The 17,399-nt window shown below is 59.9% G+C and carries 17 protein-coding genes; 12 read left to right on the top strand and 5 right to left on the bottom strand.

Annotated elements, in window-relative coordinates; translation table 11 throughout:
- Nucleotides 1-31: 31 nt before the first annotated feature.
- A complete protein-coding gene (gene secG / locus GSP01_RS07435) occupies nt 32-352 on the bottom strand; it encodes a preprotein translocase subunit SecG (protein WP_141352263.1) in 321 nt (106 codons plus the stop codon).
- Nucleotides 349-1,149 carry a triose-phosphate isomerase gene (gene tpiA, locus GSP01_RS07430; RefSeq protein WP_141352261.1) on the bottom strand — a complete coding sequence of 267 codons (801 nt, stop codon included), beginning with the start codon at nt 1,147-1,149 and terminating at the stop codon, nt 349-351. Before tpiA ends, secG begins: the two co-directional genes overlap by 4 nt.
- 73 nt (nt 1,150-1,222) lie before the next feature.
- Here tpiA and GSP01_RS07425 point away from each other — a divergent pair, with 73 nt between their 5' ends.
- The 12 genes from GSP01_RS07425 to GSP01_RS07370 all read left to right on the top strand — a co-directional run bounded on the left by GSP01_RS07425 (nt 1,223) and on the right by GSP01_RS07370 (nt 14,369).
- A complete protein-coding gene (locus tag GSP01_RS07425; RefSeq protein ID WP_228123792.1) occupies nt 1,223-3,298 on the top strand; it encodes a peptidylprolyl isomerase in 2,076 nt (691 codons plus the stop codon).
- Nucleotides 3,298-4,710, top strand: coding sequence for an anthranilate synthase component I (gene trpE, locus GSP01_RS07420; protein ID WP_141352259.1), 1,413 nt, complete (start codon nt 3,298-3,300; stop codon nt 4,708-4,710). The genes GSP01_RS07425 and trpE overlap by 1 nt, the downstream gene beginning before the upstream one ends.
- Nucleotides 4,711-4,768: 58 nt before the next feature.
- Nucleotides 4,769-5,365 (top strand): anthranilate synthase component II, encoded by a 597-nt coding sequence (locus GSP01_RS07415; protein WP_141352257.1) that lies wholly within the window; start codon nt 4,769-4,771, stop codon nt 5,363-5,365.
- The gene (trpD, locus tag GSP01_RS07410; protein ID WP_141352255.1) at nt 5,362-6,453 is read left to right on the top strand and encodes an anthranilate phosphoribosyltransferase; all 1,092 of its coding nucleotides are present in this window, start codon (nt 5,362-5,364) and stop codon (nt 6,451-6,453) included. The genes GSP01_RS07415 and trpD overlap by 4 nt, the downstream gene beginning before the upstream one ends.
- Nucleotides 6,450-7,376 (top strand): indole-3-glycerol phosphate synthase TrpC, encoded by a 927-nt coding sequence (gene trpC / locus GSP01_RS07405; RefSeq protein WP_141352254.1) that lies wholly within the window; start codon nt 6,450-6,452, stop codon nt 7,374-7,376. Before trpD ends, trpC begins: the two co-directional genes overlap by 4 nt.
- A gap of 151 nt (nt 7,377-7,527) precedes the next feature.
- Nucleotides 7,528-8,532, top strand: a complete 1,005-nt coding sequence (gene pdhA / locus GSP01_RS07400; protein WP_141352252.1) for a pyruvate dehydrogenase (acetyl-transferring) E1 component subunit alpha — start codon at nt 7,528-7,530, stop codon at nt 8,530-8,532.
- Between the two features lie 3 nt (nt 8,533-8,535).
- Complete coding sequence (locus tag GSP01_RS07395) at nt 8,536-9,903, top strand: pyruvate dehydrogenase complex E1 component subunit beta (protein ID WP_141352250.1); 1,368 nt, start codon at nt 8,536-8,538, stop codon at nt 9,901-9,903.
- 5 nt (nt 9,904-9,908) lie between these two features.
- Nucleotides 9,909-11,138 carry a pyruvate dehydrogenase complex dihydrolipoamide acetyltransferase gene (locus tag GSP01_RS07390; protein ID WP_141352248.1) on the top strand — a complete coding sequence of 410 codons (1,230 nt, stop codon included), beginning with the start codon at nt 9,909-9,911 and terminating at the stop codon, nt 11,136-11,138.
- A gap of 3 nt (nt 11,139-11,141) precedes the next feature.
- Entirely contained in the window at nt 11,142-12,548 is a 1,407-nt protein-coding gene (lpdA, locus tag GSP01_RS07385) for a dihydrolipoyl dehydrogenase (RefSeq protein WP_141352246.1), read from the top strand.
- 5 nt (nt 12,549-12,553) lie between these two features.
- Entirely contained in the window at nt 12,554-13,522 is a 969-nt protein-coding gene (gene lipA / locus GSP01_RS07380) for a lipoyl synthase (RefSeq protein ID WP_141352244.1), read from the top strand.
- A complete protein-coding gene (locus GSP01_RS07375) occupies nt 13,522-14,001 on the top strand; it encodes a type II toxin-antitoxin system RatA family toxin (protein ID WP_141352242.1) in 480 nt (159 codons plus the stop codon). Before lipA ends, GSP01_RS07375 begins: the two co-directional genes overlap by 1 nt.
- 86 nt (nt 14,002-14,087) lie before the next feature.
- Entirely contained in the window at nt 14,088-14,369 is a 282-nt protein-coding gene (locus GSP01_RS07370; protein ID WP_141352240.1) for a hypothetical protein, read from the top strand.
- Nucleotides 14,370-14,446: 77 nt separating this feature from the next.
- Here GSP01_RS07370 and GSP01_RS07365 read toward each other — a convergent pair whose 3' ends face one another.
- Genes GSP01_RS07365 through GSP01_RS07355 form a run of 3 tightly spaced genes read right to left on the bottom strand, consistent with a single transcriptional unit; the run spans nt 14,447 to nt 17,385 of the window.
- Entirely contained in the window at nt 14,447-14,932 is a 486-nt protein-coding gene (locus GSP01_RS07365; RefSeq protein WP_141352238.1) for a CinA family protein, read from the bottom strand.
- On the bottom strand, nt 14,922-16,799 hold the full coding sequence (locus GSP01_RS07360) for a lytic transglycosylase domain-containing protein (RefSeq protein WP_174787565.1): 1,878 nt from the start codon (nt 16,797-16,799) through the stop codon (nt 14,922-14,924). The genes GSP01_RS07365 and GSP01_RS07360 overlap by 11 nt, the downstream gene beginning before the upstream one ends.
- A complete protein-coding gene (locus tag GSP01_RS07355) occupies nt 16,783-17,385 on the bottom strand; it encodes a YjbE family putative metal transport protein (RefSeq protein ID WP_141352236.1) in 603 nt (200 codons plus the stop codon). Before GSP01_RS07355 ends, GSP01_RS07360 begins: the two co-directional genes overlap by 17 nt.
- Nucleotides 17,386-17,399: the final 14 nt, after the last annotated feature.

Below are 17,399 nucleotides of genomic sequence, written 5' to 3'. Positions count from 1 at the left end.
AAAAAGTTTGAACGGGGATCTTTAGGCTCGGTCAGTGAGCAGGTGCAGCCGGGGTTGTGGTGGTGGTCGTCTGGGTTGCGGCAGGCGGCTCGGCCAGAATGTCATGCGAGCCAACGCCGGAAGAAGCGCCACGGTTCATGACGGCCAGCACCAGGCACAACAGCATGAAAATGCCAGCGAGAACGGACGTGGCACGCGTCAGCAGCGTTGCCGTCCCGCGGCCGCTCATGAAGGAGCCCATGCCCTGGCCGCTGCCAATGCCGAGGCCACCGCCTTCGCTACGCTGGATCAGGATCACTCCGATCAGCGCCAGTGTGACCAGCAGGTTGAGAGCAAGCAAAAGAGTGGTCATGAACGATAGGGTCCGGACAATGATTGGGACGTCAGGCGGAAAGATGCTGCTTCAGCGATGCGCAGGAAGCTCTCTGCTTCCAGACTGGCACTGCCAACCAGCACCCCGCCAAGCGACCCGATGGAAAAAATAGTCGGCGCCTGAGCCGGTGTGACGGAGCCGCCATACAGGATCGGCACGCGAATGTCATCCGTCTTGAGACGGGACTGCAACAGTCCATGCAGGAGAGAGAGGGTTCTCTCAAGCTCGTCGATAGGCGGGATCGTGCCACTTCCGATAGCCCAGACAGGCTCGTAAGCCAGGATACCTGTAAAGCCGTCGGTCAACGATCCCTCGACCTGCGTGGCCAGAACGGTGGTCGTCCGGCCTTCAAGACGCTCCTGCATCGTCTCACCGATACAGACGATGGGAATGAGGCCCGCAGCTTCGGCAGCTTCAACCTTCTGGCGAATCAGGAAATCAGTTTCGCCATGGGCTTGTCGACGCTCGGAATGGCCGAGAATGACGTAGCGGACACCAAGGTCGGCCAGCATTTCAGCCGAAATATTCCCGGTATGGGGCCCCGAAGACGTCGTATGACAGTCCTGCGCACCAAGATGCAGCGGCGTCGCCGGCCCTTCAGCATTGATGATGCCATGCACGCTGGCAAGCTGGGTGAAGGGTGGGCACAAAACGAGCCGCACGTCATCGGGGAGAGACTGCGCGCCCTCGGCGACGGCACGGGCAAGACGGCCGGACTGCTCCCGCAACCCATGCATCTTCCAGTTTCCAACGACAAGCCTAGGTGATGGGGGCACTCTTCCTCCTTGATGATGAGCCCTGAAGAATGAGGGCGTTACCGGTATGCGCTCAATGTCTGCAACCGAATGAATGCCGCAAGTCAGCACTCGTTCCGGTCTGCTTCTGGTCAAGCCGTTCTCACGACATTATGGTGCGGCAAGTCTAGCGGGCCTTTTGTGTCCGCACCATCCCGTCATCCGGATCTGCCCTGACCCTATGATTACCACGCTCCGCCACCTCTTTGTTGACTCCTGGGCCGGCCGTGCCGCCGCGCTGCTGATCTTTCTGGCCTTCATCGGCTGGGGCGTGGGAGATGTGTATTCCAACATGGGCACGGCAAGCTCGAACGAAGTCGTGCGCGTCGGCGATCGGAGCATCACGCCGGATGATTTCAGTCGCGCGCTCTCGGCGCAGCTTCCCGAAGTCGCCAGACGGATCGGACTTGCCGACCCGTCCAAGCTTCCCAAAGGCGAGGTCGAGCAGATCGCAAGGCAGGCGCTTCAAAACCTTGTGATCCAAAACGAGACCCAGCTTGCTGCCGCCCGTGCGGGCATGATGGTTCCCGATGATCTGGTTCGGCAGGAAGTCTTTGCCATTCCAGCGTTCCACAACGCCGCCGGACAGTTCGACCGGAGCGTCTTCAATGACCGTCTGACCCGGATCGGCCTGTCCGAGGGCAAGCTGCTCCAGGCCATCCGCGAGGATATCGCTTCACGCGGCCTTCTGCAGGGCATGGGACAGTCTGTTGTCGCGCCGTCTTCCCTGACGGACCGGATGCTGTCCTTCGATGCGAGCCAGCGCGTGTTCGATCTTGTCCGGATCCCGTTTGCAAGCAGTGTCATTGCTGCCGCGCCGACCGATGACCAGCTTCATCGTTTCTATGACAACCACCCGCAGATGTTCCGCACGACGGAATACCGTCATGCAAAGATGGTCGTCATGACGCCGGACAGCGTAGCGAAGACGATCGAGGTTCCCGACGACGTCCTGCACCGTCTCTATGATTTTCAGGCCCGCACCTTCGATATGCCCGAGACGCGGACAATTCAGGTCCTGACCTTCACCGATCAGGCAAAGGCCGATGCTGCTGCCGCTGCTTGGAAGAGCGGAACGTCCTGGAACGATATCCAGAAGAAATTCCCTGAAGCTGCTGCAGTATCCCTGCCGTCCGTACGCCAGAGCGACATCCCAAACCCCGAACTCGCCAAGGCGGCATTCGCAGCAGCGTCCGACCGCATCTCCGGCCCGGAAAAGACCGGCATGGGCTGGGTCGTCTTTAACATCACGGCCATTACCGCGCCGCACAAAACGACTTTCGAACAAGCTAAGGAAGGTTTGAAAACGCAGGTCCAGCACCAGGAAGCCGGGGAAGCGCTTCAGGCCCGTCAGAAGCAGTTTCAGGATGCAGTTGCCGGATCTTCGACGCTGGAACAGATCCCAAGCGACCTCGGGGCCGTGCCCGCATCCGGCACACTGGATTCAAACGGCCTGACGCAGGACGGTCTGCCGGCACCCATCCCGGGCGACGCAGCCCTGCGCCAGGCGATCATCCACCAGATCTTCACCCAGTCCAAGGATACCCAGCCGACCGTCATCAATGGTCCGAACGGCACGGCATTCTCCCTGCTCGTCGATGAAGTGCATCCGGGCACACTCAAACCGTTCGACAGCGTACGCGATCAGGTCGTGCAAGCCTGGACGGCGGATCAGAAGCGCCATGCTGCAGATCTGCGTGCGACCACACTGTTCAATAGCGCCAAGGCTGGAACGCTGCGCAAGGCCGTTGAGGGGCAGACCGAAGCCTCAGCCCTGCGCCAGGACGTTGCCGTGTCCCGGGTTCATCCAGACCAGAGCCTTCCGCAGAATGTCCTGCGCGGCGTCTTCGGACTCAAGCCGGGAACGAGCGGCATGTTCGAATCACCGGATGCCTTCTGGCTGGTCAACGTGACGGCGGACAAGCCGGCCTCGGCAGAGGAGTTGAAGAGCCTGGGTAAGCAGCTTTCCGACGAATATCTGCAGTCCATGCGTTCCGACATCCCGATGGCGCTGAACGCCGCCATGGAAAAAGAGGTTCCGCCCTCACATATCAATATGGCGCTTTATAATCAGGTCGTAACGGCCGCCACGCCGGCAAGTGCTCCGGCAGCCGATAACGGGGCACACTGATGGGCTTTGTCTACAGCATCGAAGCTGCCGATCTCCTGACGCCCGTCTCGGCCTTTCTGCGCCTTTCAAAACTGTCGGACGATCCGTACCGACTGCTGTTCGAGAGTGTCGAAGGCGGTGCAGCCCGCGGGCGTTATTCCGTCATCGCGCTTCTGCCAGATCTGGTCTGGAAATGCCGGGACGGAAAAGTGACACTGGATGGCAGGCCCATTGACGGCGTGCCGCTCGAGACACTGAAGACCATCGTGGATGAGAGCCAGATGGAGCTTCCGGCCGGAATGCCGCCAATGATCGGCGGCGTGTTCGGCGTACTGGGTTATGACATGGTGCGCCAGATGGAGCGCCTGCCGAACGCCCCACTCAACGATCTGGGACTGCCGGAAGGGATCATGATCCGTCCGCGCCTTTTCGCAGTCTTCGATTCCGTGCGGGACGAGCTTACGCTGGCCGTGCCAGTGCGCGGCGAGACAACGGATGCGAAGGCGAAGGCACTTCTCGATCAGGCACGGGCCGCTCTGGCCGCCCCACTGGGAGACGAGCGCGAGACGCTGCCGCCCGACACGGAACTGGCACCACCGACATCGAACATGACGCAACAGCAGTTCGAGGATCACGTCCGCAAGGCACAGGACTATATCGCTGCGGGCGATGCCTTCCAGATCGTGCCGAGCCAACGCTTCACAACACCATTCCCACTGTCGCCGCTCTCGCTCTATCGCAGCCTGCGCCGTGTCAATCCGGCTCCCTTCCTGTTCGTAATGGAGCTTGAGGACTACGCTCTGGTCGGGTCCTCGCCTGAAATTCTCGTGCGGTTGCGCGCCGGCGAGGTCACAGTACGTCCGCTGGCGGGCACACGTCCGCGCGGAGCGGATCGCGAAGAGGATCTGGCCCTGGAAGAGGAGCTACTGGCCGACCGCAAGGAACTGGCCGAGCATCTGATGCTGATTGACCTGGGCCGAAACGATGTCGGACGCGTCTCAGAGCTTGGAACCGTCGAGGTTCCGGAAAAATTTGTCGTCGAGCGCTACAGCCACGTCATGCATATTTCCTCGACCGTTACCGGCCGCATCAAGGACGGCAAAACGGCGATGGATGCACTTGTCGCAGCTTTCCCGGCCGGAACGCTGACAGGGGCCCCCAAGATCCGCGCCATGGAAATCATTGACGAGCTGGAACCGACGCGGCGTGGGCCCTATTCGGGCTGCGTCGGATATTTCGGGGCAGATGGGGAAATGGATACCTGCATCGGGCTGCGCATGGCCGTTCTCAAGGGCGGCAACATGTATGTGCAGGCCGGCTGCGGTGTCGTGGCCGACAGCGATCCGAACGCCGAGTTCCGCGAGACGCAGGCGAAGGCCCGCGCACTGTTTCGCGCGGCGGAAATCGCCGTCGCAACTGCCGCAAAAGCCTGACGGGGCCTCGAAACGCGATGTATTTGACGAAAACAGACACGGCGGTCATTCTATTGCCATGATCCTTCTCATCGACAATTACGACAGCTTCACATTCAACATCGTCCACCATCTGGGTGCGCTTGGGGTTGAGTGTGACGTGCGGCGCAATGACGCGCTGAGTGTCGAGGAAGCCCTGGCGCTCAATCCGTCTGCAGTCGTGATCTCGCCAGGTCCGGGTGCTCCGACCGAAGCCGGGGTCTGCTGTGACCTGATCCGTGCAGCTGCGGGCAAGGTGCCGGTTTTCGGCGTATGCCTCGGCCACCAAGCCATTGGGCAGGTCTTCGGGGCAGAAGTTGTACGCGCGCCCATGCCTATGCATGGCAAGATCAGCGCAGTTCATCATGACGGAACAGGCGTCTTTGCCGGGCTGCCAGAGCCAGTAGATGTGGTGCGCTATCACAGCCTGACTCTTGCCCCCGACAGCATTCCCGAAACGCTCGTAGTCAATGCCCGGACGGAAGACGGCGTCATCATGGGCGTGCGCCACCGTGACTATCCTGTGCACGGCGTACAGTTCCATCCCGAGAGTATTGCTTCCGTTGCAGGCCGGGAACTGCTGGCCAATTTCCTGACGATTGCCGGTATTCCGGTCCATGCCACGCAGGCCGCATGACAGTGAGTGCAGATTTTACGTCCCTTCTGCATCAGGCGGTCTCGGGACGACAGCTCGACAGTCATGAGGCAGAAACTGCTTTTCACGCCATCATGGCTGGCGAGGTCGATCCGGTTCAGCTTGCCGCTTTCCTGACTGCGCTGAAACTGCGCGGCGAAACCTTTGCTGAACTGACTGGGGCCGTTCGGGCGGTCCGTCATCACATGACGGTTCTGCCGGATGCTCCAGCCGGCACTATTGATGTATGCGGAACAGGCGGCGACGGCCTGAAGACACTGAATGTGTCCACAGCCGTAGCCTTCGTACTGGCGGGACTTGGCGTCCCCGTAGCCAAGCATGGTAACCGCGCACTCTCATCTGCTACGGGTGCGACGGATGTTCTCGAGGTTCTGGGCATTCCCCCGACCGACAATCTGGAGCTTCAGGGCCGTCGGCTGCGCGAAGATGGACTAGTCTTTCTGGCAGCCCCCCAGCATCATCGTGCGATGCGGCATGCGGCTCCTGTCCGTAAGACGCTGGGTTTCCGCACCTTGTTCAATCTGCTCGGCCCGCTGTGCAACCCCGCTCAAGTCCGCCATCAGCTGATCGGCGTGTTTGACAGGCGCTGGTGCGAGCCCGTGGCGCGGGCGCTTGGCGCACTGGGCAGTCTGTCGGTCTGGGCCGTCCATGGCTCGACCGACGAGGGTGGAAGCGACGAGCTTACGCTTGCTGGCCCCTCCCAGGTTTCGGTCTGGCAGGACGACGCTTTTTTTTCATTCGGGATCGAACCGGACATGGCCGGACTGGCTGTCGCGCCGATTTCAACCATCCGGGGCGGGGACGCGCAGACCAATGCTGCCGCATTGCTCGCCCTGCTGGATGGCGCGAATGGCGCTTACCGGGATACGGTTCTTCTCAACGCCGCTGCGGCCCTGCACGTGGCAGGTCGCGGCGATATCGTGAAGGCCGGAGCGATTGACGTTCCGGCCTTCCGTCGCAATGTAGGAATGGCGGCAGACTCCATTGACCGGGGGCTTGCACGTGCCGCGCTCGAGGTTGCGCGCATGTCAGCTCATTCCATTGCCCCCCAAAACGCAGGACGATCATGACATTCATGTACCATCGACCGGCGATGACATATTCGCCTGAGGGAACGGAACAGTTCCCGGACCCGGAAATTCCGGAAACGACGACCCCGCCCATCAAGGATCCCGAAGCGGAAACTGCGGCTGACCGCAGTGACGTTCTGGCCCGGATCTGCGCCCGCACCCGCGTGGATATCGAGCAGCGCTCGCAAATCATGTCCCTCAAGGAGATCACAGCGCGCGCCCGGGAAGTAACGGTCCCGACACGGGGCTTTGGTCAAGCGCTCCAGCATCTCACGGCTGATCGTCAGGTCGGACTGATTGCCGAGATCAAGAAGGCGTCTCCATCCGCCGGTATTCTGCGTCCGGACTACAATCCGGTGGAGATAGCGCAGGAATATCAGGCTGCCGGCGCCACCTGTCTTTCGGTTCTGACGGAAGGCTCGTGCTTTCACGGCAACACGGATGATATCCGGGCCGTGCGTGAGGCATGCAGTCTGCCGATCCTGCGCAAGGATTTTATTCTGGACCCCTGGCAAGTCCATGAAAGCCGCCTAATCGGGGCGGACTGCATTCTGCTGATCATGGCGGTGCTGACGGAAACGCAGGCGGCCGAACTAATCGCAATTGCGCGCGGGCTGGACATGGATGTCCTTCTGGAGGTCCATGACGAAGCCGAACTGAACCGGGCGCTGGCACTCGATACATTCCTGATTGGAATCAACAACCGTAACCTTCGCACCCTGAAGACCGATATCCAGACGACGATCGATCTGGCGCCGATGGTGCCGCCGGACCGTCTGGTCGTCTCGGAAAGTGGCATCCGGACGCAGGACGATATGATGAAAGTCGGAGCAGTAGGTGCGAGCGCCGTACTGGTCGGTGAGAGCCTGTTGCGTGAGCCCGATCCGGGCGTTGCAGCACGTCGATTGCTCGGTTTTATTTGATCTTCGGCCGCCTTTAAGGGCGGTCAGGGCCGTTTTTTCACGGCATACCCCCAGATCGGTGCGTTCCGCGAAAGCGGGACGTGGTCTGGCTTTTGGTAGATTCTGCCGCTAAAGCATGCGGGATTTTGTGCATTTTCATCAGGAGACCGTCATGGACGAGACACCGTCCGCTTCAGGCCGGAGCAACGGTCCGGCCCTTTCGCCGGAGACCATGAAGCGCGCTTACAGGGACATGCTTCTTGTTCGGCGATTTGAGGAAAAGGCTGGCCAGCTTTACGGCATGGGCCTGATCGGCGGCTTCTGCCATCTCTATATCGGGCAGGAAGCCGTTGTGGTTGGGATCGGCCTCAACATGAAGCAGGGCGACAAGTCCATCACGTCCTATCGCGATCACGGGCAGATGCTCGTAGCAGGCATGACGCCGCGCGGTGTTATGGCGGAACTGACGGGGCGGTCCGGTGGGTATTCCCGCGGCAAGGGGGGCTCCATGCACATGTTCTCCCGTGAAAAAGAGTTCTACGGCGGTCATGGCATTGTCGGGGCACAGGTGGCCCTCGGCACGGGGCTGGCGTTTGCGAACAAGTATCGCGGTACGGATGAAGTCTCGATCGTGTATTTCGGCGAAGGAGCCTCTGCACAGGGGCAGGTTTATGAGAGCTTCAATCTCGCCGCACTGCACAAGCTGCCCTGCATCTATGTGATCGAAAACAACCGCTACGGCATGGGCACATCCATCGAGCGCGCTTCGGCCTCCAAGGATCTGTCCCGCAACGGCGAGCCCTGGGGCATTGCCAGCCGCAAGGTAGATGGCATGGATATCTTCGCTGTGCATGAAGCCGCGCAGGAGGCCATAGAATATTGCCGTGCGGGCAAGGGGCCGTTCCTGCTGGAAATGGAAACCTATCGCTATCGTGGGCACTCCATGTCCGATCCGGCGAAGTATCGCCAGCGCGCAGAGGTTGAAGAAATGCGTCGTACGCGCGATCCAATCGAGACCCTGAAAGCCGAGATGCTACGCAGCGGGATCGAAGAGAGCGTGTTCAAGGACATTGAGACGGACGTAAAAGCCATTGTGGCTGACGCGGCCGAATTTGCGCAGACAAGCCCTGAGCCGGATCATTCCGAACTCTGGACTGATATTCTGGTGGAGGCCTGATCCATGGCATCTCTCATTTTGATGCCGGCACTCTCGCCGACGATGACCGAAGGGACACTTGCGCGCTGGCTCAAGGCGGCAGGTGAGGCCGTTTCCGCCGGAGACGTGATTGCCGAGATCGAGACCGACAAGGCGACCATGGAAGTGGAAGCCGTGGACGAAGGTGTGATCGGCAAGACGCTGGTGGCCGAAGGTACGCAGAATATCGCGGTTAACACGCCGATCGCAGTGCTTCTGGCGGAAGGCGAGGACGCTGCCGCAGCAGACACTGTAACCCGTTCTGCTGATCCGGCTGCAAGCGCTTCTGTCGCGATTGAAACACCAACTGATCCGGGGATCGTGGAAGCACCGGAAGTCGCACAGGCCGAGAATGATCGGGACTGGGGCGAAACCAGCGAAATCACCGTCCGTCAGGCCCTGCGGGATGCGATGGCGGACGAGCTTCGTCGCGATGAGGACGTGTTCCTGATCGGTGAGGAAGTGGCGCAGTATCAGGGTGCTTACAAGGTCAGTCAGGGCCTGCTAGATGAGTTCGGCGAGAAGCGCGTCATCGATACGCCGATCACGGAACATGGTTTCACGGGTATGGCCGTTGGTGCGGCGCTGACGGGATTAAAGCCGATCGTCGAGTTCATGACCATGAACTTCTCGCTTCAAGCCGTTGATCATATTATTAATTCTGCTGCCAAGACGTTGTATATGTCCGGTGGTCAGATGGGCTGCCCTATCGTGTTCCGTGGCCCGAATGGTGCAGCGGCGCGTGTCGGCGCACAGCACTCGCAGTGTTTCGCAAGCTGGTTTGCCCATATTCCGGGCCTGAAGGTGGTCGCTCCCTGGTCGTCTGCGGATGCGAAAGGATTGCTGCGGGCCGCTATTCGCGATCCGAACCCGGTCATCGTGCTGGAGAACGAGATCCTCTACGGCCAGAAGTTTCCGTGCCCCGTGGATGAAGACTTCATCCTGCCGATCGGTCGCGCGAAGATCGAACGGGAAGGGACGGACGTAACGCTCGTGGCCTTCTCCATCATGGTCGGCGTAGCGCTGGAAGCCGCAGCCATTCTGGCAGAAGAAGGCATTTCGGCCGAAGTCATCAACCTGCGCTCGATCCGTCCTCTGGATACCGAGACGATCGTGCGCAGCGTGAAAAAGACAAACCGGATTGTGTCCGTCGAAGAAGGCTGGCCGGTGGCAGGCATCGGGGCGGAAATCTGCACCGTGGCCGTCGAGCAGGCTTTTGACTGGCTCGATGCTCCGCCGGCGCGTGTCTGCGGACTCGACCTGCCAATGCCGTATGCGGCCAATCTCGAAAAACTGGCGCTTCCCAAACCTGAATGGGTTGTGGACGCCGTTCGCAAGCAGCTGCGGGACTGACAACGATGGCTACCGATATTCTGATGCCGGCGCTGTCGCCGACTATGACCGAGGGCAAACTGGCTCGCTGGCTCAAAGCTGAGGGCGATACCGTCTCCGCTGGCGACGTGATTGCCGAAATCGAAACCGACAAGGCGACCATGGAAGTGGAAGCCGTGGACGAGGGCATTCTTGGCCGCATCCTGATTAAGGAAGGCGTCGAGGGCGTTCCCGTCAACACGCCGATCGCAGTTCTTGTGGAAGAGGGTGAAGCTGTGCCGGACGCCTCTTCCATGCAGGCGCCAGCGGCCCCGAAAGCTGAGGTCGCCCCACCGGAAACGATGAGAGCCGTGCCTGCAAAAGCTTCGGCAGAAGAGAAGGGTGAGCGAATTTTCGTCTCTCCGCTGGCGCGCCGCATGGCGCGTGAGCGAGGCATTGCCCTCGATGAGCTGACGGGCAGCGGCCCGAATGGCCGTATTCTCAAGCGAGATGTAGAAAAGGGCGTGACGGCTCCAAAGACTGAGCCGAAAGTAGTTCCGGCAGCAACTCTTCTTGCCACTTCGGAAGATACGGTGCGTCGCGTTCCGAATTCCACGATGCGTAAAGTCATTGCGCGACGTCTAACGGAGTCCAAGACGCAGGTTCCGCATTTCTATGTCTCGGTCGATATCGAGTTGGATGCACTGCTGGAATTGCGATCGAAGCTGAATGCTACTGCGCAAGAAAACAGCTTCAAGATTTCTGTCAATGACATGATGATCAAGGCCGTTGCGCTGGCTCTAAAGAAGGTACCAGGTGTGAACGTGCAGTTCACGGATGTCGAGACGCTGCATTTCGAAAATGTGGACATCTCGATGGCCGTGTCGGTGCCAGACGGCCTGATCACGCCGATCATCCGCAACGCTGATCACAAGTCCCTGCGCCAGATCAGCGTCGAGGCCAAAGATCTGGCCAAGCGTGCCCGTTCTGGAAAACTCAAGCCGGAGGAATTCCAGGGCGGGACGTTCTCCATTTCCAACATGGGCATGTTCGGCGTGCGCGAATTCGCAGCGATCATTAATCCGCCTCAGGCCGGTATTCTGGCAATTGCATCCGGTGAAAAGCGGGCCGTGGTGCGTGGATCAGAAATTGCTGTTGCAACCGTGATGACGGCGACGCTTTCGGTCGATCACCGCGCCGTCGATGGCGCGCTTGGTGCCGAATGGCTTAATGCACTGCGCGATATCGTGCAGAACCCTTACATTCTGGTGGTCTGAACCATGTCCGATACATTCGATCTGATTGTTGTTGGCGGCGGCCCCGGCGGCTATGTGGCGGCACTTCGCGCCAGCCAGCTCGGCATGAGCGTGGCGCTTGTGGAAAGCACGCATTTCGGCGGAGTGTGCCTCAACTGGGGCTGCATTCCGACCAAGGCGCTTCTGCGGTCTTCGGAAATTCACCACCTACTTCACGAACTGGGGACGTTCGGGCTTTCCGCCGACAATATCTCGTTTGATCTGTCCAAAATCGTTGGGCGTTCGCGCAGCATCGCACGCCGGATGGGTGCTGGCATTGCGCATCTGCTGAAGAAGGCCAAAGTCACGACGTTTGACGGTCATGCAAAACTGTCCGGTCGTTCGGGCGAGGCGCATCAGGTCGCCATCACCAAGGATGGTGCTGCGGTTGCGACCATCAAGGCGCCGCATGTCATCCTTGCAACGGGTGCGCGCGGTCGTCAGCTTCCGGGGCTTGAAACAGACGGCACCCTGATCTGGGGCGCACGCGAGGCTATGACACCGAAGGAACTGCCCAAACGCCTCCTCGTCATCGGCTCAGGTGCCATCGGCATCGAGTTCGCGTCCTTCTACCGGAACATGGGCAGTGAGGTCACGATTGCCGAAGTGGCGGACCGGATCCTGATTGCCGAAGATCCGGAAATCAGCGCCGCTGCCCGCAAGGCCTTCGAGAAACAGGGGGTGCAGATCATCACCAGCGCGAAAGTAGGACCGCTGAACAAAGGTGAAAACGAAGTCTCCACGACGATCGAAAGTCCGGCGGGTAAGGTCGAGCTTACGGTCGATCGCGTGATCTGCGCCGTCGGCATCGTCGGTAATGTCGAGGATCTAGGACTCGAAGGCACTAAAGTGCAGGTCGAACGGACCCACATCGTGACGGACGGTTTCTGCCGCACCGGCGAACCAGGCATCTATGCGATCGGCGACGTCGCGGGGGCTCCATGGCTGGCCCACAAGGCGAGCCATGAGGGCATTCTGTGCGTGGAGAAGATTGCAGGCCGTTCGCCGCAACCGCTCCATCCCTTGAATATCCCCGGTTGTACCTATTCGCGTCCGCAGATCGCCTCTGTCGGGCTCAGCGAAGAGAAGGCCATTGCTGCCGGCCACAAGGTCAAGGTCGGGCGCTTCCCGTTTATCGCCAATGGTAAGGCTGTTGCGATGGGCGAGACAGACGGTATGGTCAAGACCGTGTTCGATGCCACGACCGGCGAGCTTCTTGGCGCGCACATGATTGGTTCCGAAGTCACGGAAATGATTCAAGGCTACGTCATCACCCGCACAGGTGAACTGACGGAAGCGGAATTGGTCGAGACGGTTTTCCCGCATCCGACCATTTCCGAAACTATGCACGAGGCAACTCTGGCGGCCTTCGACGGCCCGCTGCATATCTGAGTATCATGTCCCAGCGTATCACCATCGATCACCGTTCGGCGCCTGCCCTCCGTCATCCGGAAAAGGCGCACCGGCCTGACAACCCTATCCAACGCAAGCCGTCCTGGATCCGGGTCAAGGCTCCGAACCATCCCGTGTATCACGAGACCCGCGCGCTCATGCGGGATGCGGGCCTCGTGACGGTCTGCGAGGAGGCGGCCTGCCCCAATATCGGGGAATGCTGGTCTCAGCGTCATGCCACGATGATGATCATGGGCGAGATCTGCACCCGGGCCTGTGCGTTTTGCAACGTCACGACCGGGATGCCTAAGCATCTCGATGAGGACGAGCCACGGCGGGTCGGGGAAGCGGTGGCGAAGCTTGGACTCAAGCATGTCGTCATCACTTCGGTAGACCGTGACGATCTGGAAGATGGGGGAGCGACGCATTTCGCACGGGTCATCCATGCAATCCGTGAGGCTTCTCCACAGACCACGATCGAGATTTTGACGCCTGATTTTCTGCGCAAGGATGGCGCCCTGGAGGTCGTGGTCGCGGCTCGACCGGACGTTTTCAATCACAATATCGAGACCGTGCCGCGCCTTTACCCCACCATCAGACCCGGCGCTCGTTACTATCAGTCAGTCCGCATCCTGGACGGAGTAAAGAAACTCGATCCTTCCATTTTTACCAAGTCCGGCCTGATGCTTGGGCTTGGCGAAGAACGGATGGAAGTAGCCCAGGTGATGGATGATTTCCGAATTGCGGACGTCGATTTCCTGACGCTTGGACAATATCTCCAGCCGTCCGCGAAACACGCGGCGGTGGAAAAGTTTGTTACCCCCGACGAGTTTGACGGCTATGCTGCTGCTGCCCGTTCAAAAGGATTTCTTCAGGTCAGCGCCAGTCCACTGACCCGGTCCTCCTACCATGCGGATAGTGATTTCGCGAAGCTTCAGGCTGCGCGGAACAGCCGTCTGAAAGAAAGTCTCTGATGCCGACACATGCCGAGCAACGGTTGATCGCTTACACGCCAGATCAGCTTTTCGATCTTGTGGCAGATGTGGAGAAATATCCGCAGTTCCTTCCTTGGTGTGTGAAGGCAAGCATCCGAACCCAGACGGAACAGGAACTTGTTGCGGATCTGACGATCGGGTTCGGCCCGTTCCGCGAAACCTTCACCAGCCGCGTGACACTGGAGCGGTCGTCACGTATCCGGGTGCGCTACGAGAAGGGGCCTTTCCGCTACCTGAACAATGTCTGGACGTTCACGCCGGATCCACGGGGCTGTCTGGTCGATTTCTTCGTGGATTTTGAATTCCGTTCGCGTCTTCTACAGAATGCGATGGGCGTCGTATTCAATGAGGGCGTGCGCCTGATGGTCTCTGCCTTCATCAAGCGTGCACGGGACATTTACGGCACACAAGCGACGAAAGCGGTCCCGCCAGCACCCGGACTTTCCCAACGGACATAAAATTTCATAGTATTTCCAGAACCATCTGATGCGTGAGTCGTTACTGCTCTTGAGCACGGTCATGGTAATATGGAAAGGATTACGTAATGAAAAAGATTTCTTTTGGCGCATTTACCCTCATCGCTCTGGTCGCTGTGGCTTCTCCCGCAATGGCCGAGCATCACCATCACAGCAAGCACCACGGCAAAGCTGCGCAGGCGCAGAAGATTGACAGCGAGTCCGCAACAGATGCCCTCAACGCCCGTTCGCTGCAGCAGGCACAGACGCCGGTTGCAGCGACGGCACCAACCGCCGCAATTCCGACGGCTCCGAGTCTTCAGGCTCCGGCAACAGCTTCCACGCTTCCGGCTCCGACGCAGGGCAACTGAGGCTCCAGGCGGACCTTAGGTCCGCTGCAATGTCAGGCGAAAGCGGCTTCCGTTCATTCGGGAGCCGCTTTTTTGTGTCAGGCATCCAGAACCATCTGCAGGGCATGGTGTACGGACTGGGCGCGGATGGCAGCGCGGTCCCCTGTAAAATGACGTTGTACGCTTGTGGTTAATCCCGTTCGGACGGCCAGCCCGAAGCAGACGGTTCCGACCGCTTTGAGTGCGCTACCACCACCCGGTCCGGCGATCCCTGTCACGGAGATGGCAACGTCCGCATTCTTGGCATTCAGAAGACCACCGTTAGCCATCGCCTCGGCGGTCTGGATGCTAACGGCGCCGTATTGCACCAGAATGGCTTCGGAAACACTGACAGCGCTCATTTTTAGGGCATTGGAATAGGTAACAAAGCCGCCCTCCAGCATGTCTGACGATCCAGGAATATCACTAAGCGCAGCAGCAATCAGACCGCCTGTACAGCTTTCCACCGTAACCAGCCTGCGGCCGGTTCTGCGGAGATGCTCAAGCACCTGTGCGGCAAAAGTGCGGAGTTCGTTATCCGGCATGGGTATTCCTGACATGATAGATCATCATGCTGGCCTCGATATTTTCGACATAGAGGCGTGTCTCGCGATAGGGCAGGCGTTCGATCCAATCCAGAACACCATCTTCGGAGAGCGGTTCGGCGGGAGGATCTGCCTTCAGCCAGAGATCAACGCGGTGCGGGCCGGCATTATAGGCCGCCAGAGCATAGGGAATCACATTCCCGAAACGCTCCAGAAGCTGTGAAACATAGGCCGTGCCGATCCGGAGATTCGTCTGGGGATCGGTCAGGGCTGCGGGGGAGACATTAACGTGACCAAGATGCCCCTTACGTACTACGTCCTTCGCTGCGGCGGGAAGAAGCTGCAACAGGCCGACCGCATGAGCGCTACTTATGGCGTCGGGGTCAAAGCCGCTTTCCTGCCGAATAATGGCGGGAATCAGCCCGTCAGGGACAGTCGAATTTGACGGATAGGGATCGGGAAAGCCCTGTGGGTAAAGAGCAATCCCTTTGCGGGCCAAGGCATACGATGCAAAGACTTCCGGCGCGGCTAGATCAAGCCGGGACGCAGCATCCGCAACGGCTTTCTGTCCCTTGGACGAAGGATTGAGCACACTCAGCATCATGAGAAACTCGCGTGCATGATCGGGATCGCCTGCCTGCACGAGATCCGTTGCAGCTTCGAGCAGGTCCGTATGGATGAGGGTTCCGGCAGTAAGGGGGGGAAGGGTCTGGAGCGCCTGCAGCAGGGCGCCGTCAAAAACCTCTGAGGACTTTCCGGAAACCAGAATATTTTCATCGTGTGTCAAAGCCGCGAGCGCAAGCTGCCCAGGAAAGGTGGTGGGATAAGAAGCGGCTTTGCGGAAGGCGGCTTCGGCATCCTGCTGCCGGTCTACGGCCTGTAGTGCGCGGCCTGCCCAGTAATAACCACGGGCCTGCATCTGGAGCGAAGTGGCGTCCTGAAGTGGTCTGAAGAAGTTTTCCGCACGAGCAGGAGCCTGAAACTCCCTCAGGGCGATGATCCCACTAAGCAGCTCGGCTTCCTGACGATCCGTCGTATCGGGCGCCATGCTGGTGTCGTCGGCGAGATCCGCAGCCTCTTTTGGACGGCCAGCCAGCAAAAAGGCACGAGCAAGACTGAGGCGTTCGGACGACCAGTCATGCGAGGGGTTGGCTTTCTGGAGCGACGCGCCCTGCGCATCCCACAACGATAGCGCTTCGTCCAGCCTGTCCCCACGGCGCAGCGCTCTGAGGCGATAACGGATCAAGACAGGATCAGATTGCAGGTCAGCAGGGAGCAATGCGAACAGGGAATCAGCGTCAGGCAAACCCTGACGTTCGGCCAGCCGGGCACGAGCCAGTAGCTGTTGCTCCGGGGCAAGACGCTCGATCTGACGAGACGCGGCGGAGAACTGGCCCCGCAGTTCCAGCGCCTCATAACGAACCCACTGATCGGTGGAGGCGAAGTTCTGGCCGAACCGCTGAAATAGTGTCTGTTCTTCGCCGACGGTCAGGGCATTGCCTGACAACCAGAGACGACGGGCCGTTGATGCCGCGTCAGGAAGATGAAGAGCGCAGACCTCGAACGCCGCCGGGAGCGTGAGAGGATAGCGCGGGCAAAGAGCGTTCAAAATCTGCGGATCACTCGTCTGGGCCAGGGCGTTCTGGTAGCGCCAGAGGATCCGGCCCCGCTGCGGCCACTGCGGCGTCTGGGCCAGAAAATCAGCGTAGCGCTGTGCCGGAAAAACAGCTCCGCCCGGTCCGACGAGAAGGAGCCATTCCGCCAACCGCTCCCGAACGAGAGAAGACGGAGGCACGGCGAGGGCAGATGGCGCGGCGCAAAGCGCCATAAGCCCAGTAAAGAGTATTCGGCTATTTCGGAAGAACATGCGTCCAAACCTCTCCGCCACCCCGGATGACGAGTTCGATTGCGACACCCAGAACCACCAGTAGGCCGATCCATGCGATCCAGCGATAACGGGCTAGAAGATTGGCGACGATCGATGCAGCGAGCCCCATCAGCAGAACCGAGAGCACAAGCCCCGATACAAGAATCCACGGATGTCCGACAGCGGCACCAGCCACCGCCAGAACGTTATCGAGACTCATGGACAGATCGGCCACCACGATCCTCAGGACGGCCTGTCCGAGGCGCGGTGGGGCGGCTTCGATGTCCTCGTGATGTTCGGCGCCACGAAGCTCACGATACATTTTCCAGCAGACCCATAGAAGCAGGAAGCCACCTGCCAGCGTCAGGCCAACCACGGCAAGGAGCGTTGTCGCCAGCAGGGCCAGGCCGACACGCAGGATGGCCGCAAAGCCCGTTCCGAACAAAATGGCGAGACGGCGCTGCCGACCCTCGAGATTACGCACGGCCATCCCGATGACGACCGCATTGTCACCGGCGAGGGTGATGTCGATCAGGGTGATCTGGCCGAGGGCTACGAGAGCGTGAAGCAGAGAGTCAGGAGCCAAAGTGTCATTCTTCC

It is taken from the genome of Gluconobacter sphaericus NBRC 12467 (assembly GCF_006539125.1).
In the GTDB taxonomy this organism is placed as follows: Bacteria; Pseudomonadota; Alphaproteobacteria; order Acetobacterales; family Acetobacteraceae; genus Gluconobacter; species Gluconobacter sphaericus.
This window is presented reverse-complemented; position numbering and strand designations above follow the sequence as displayed.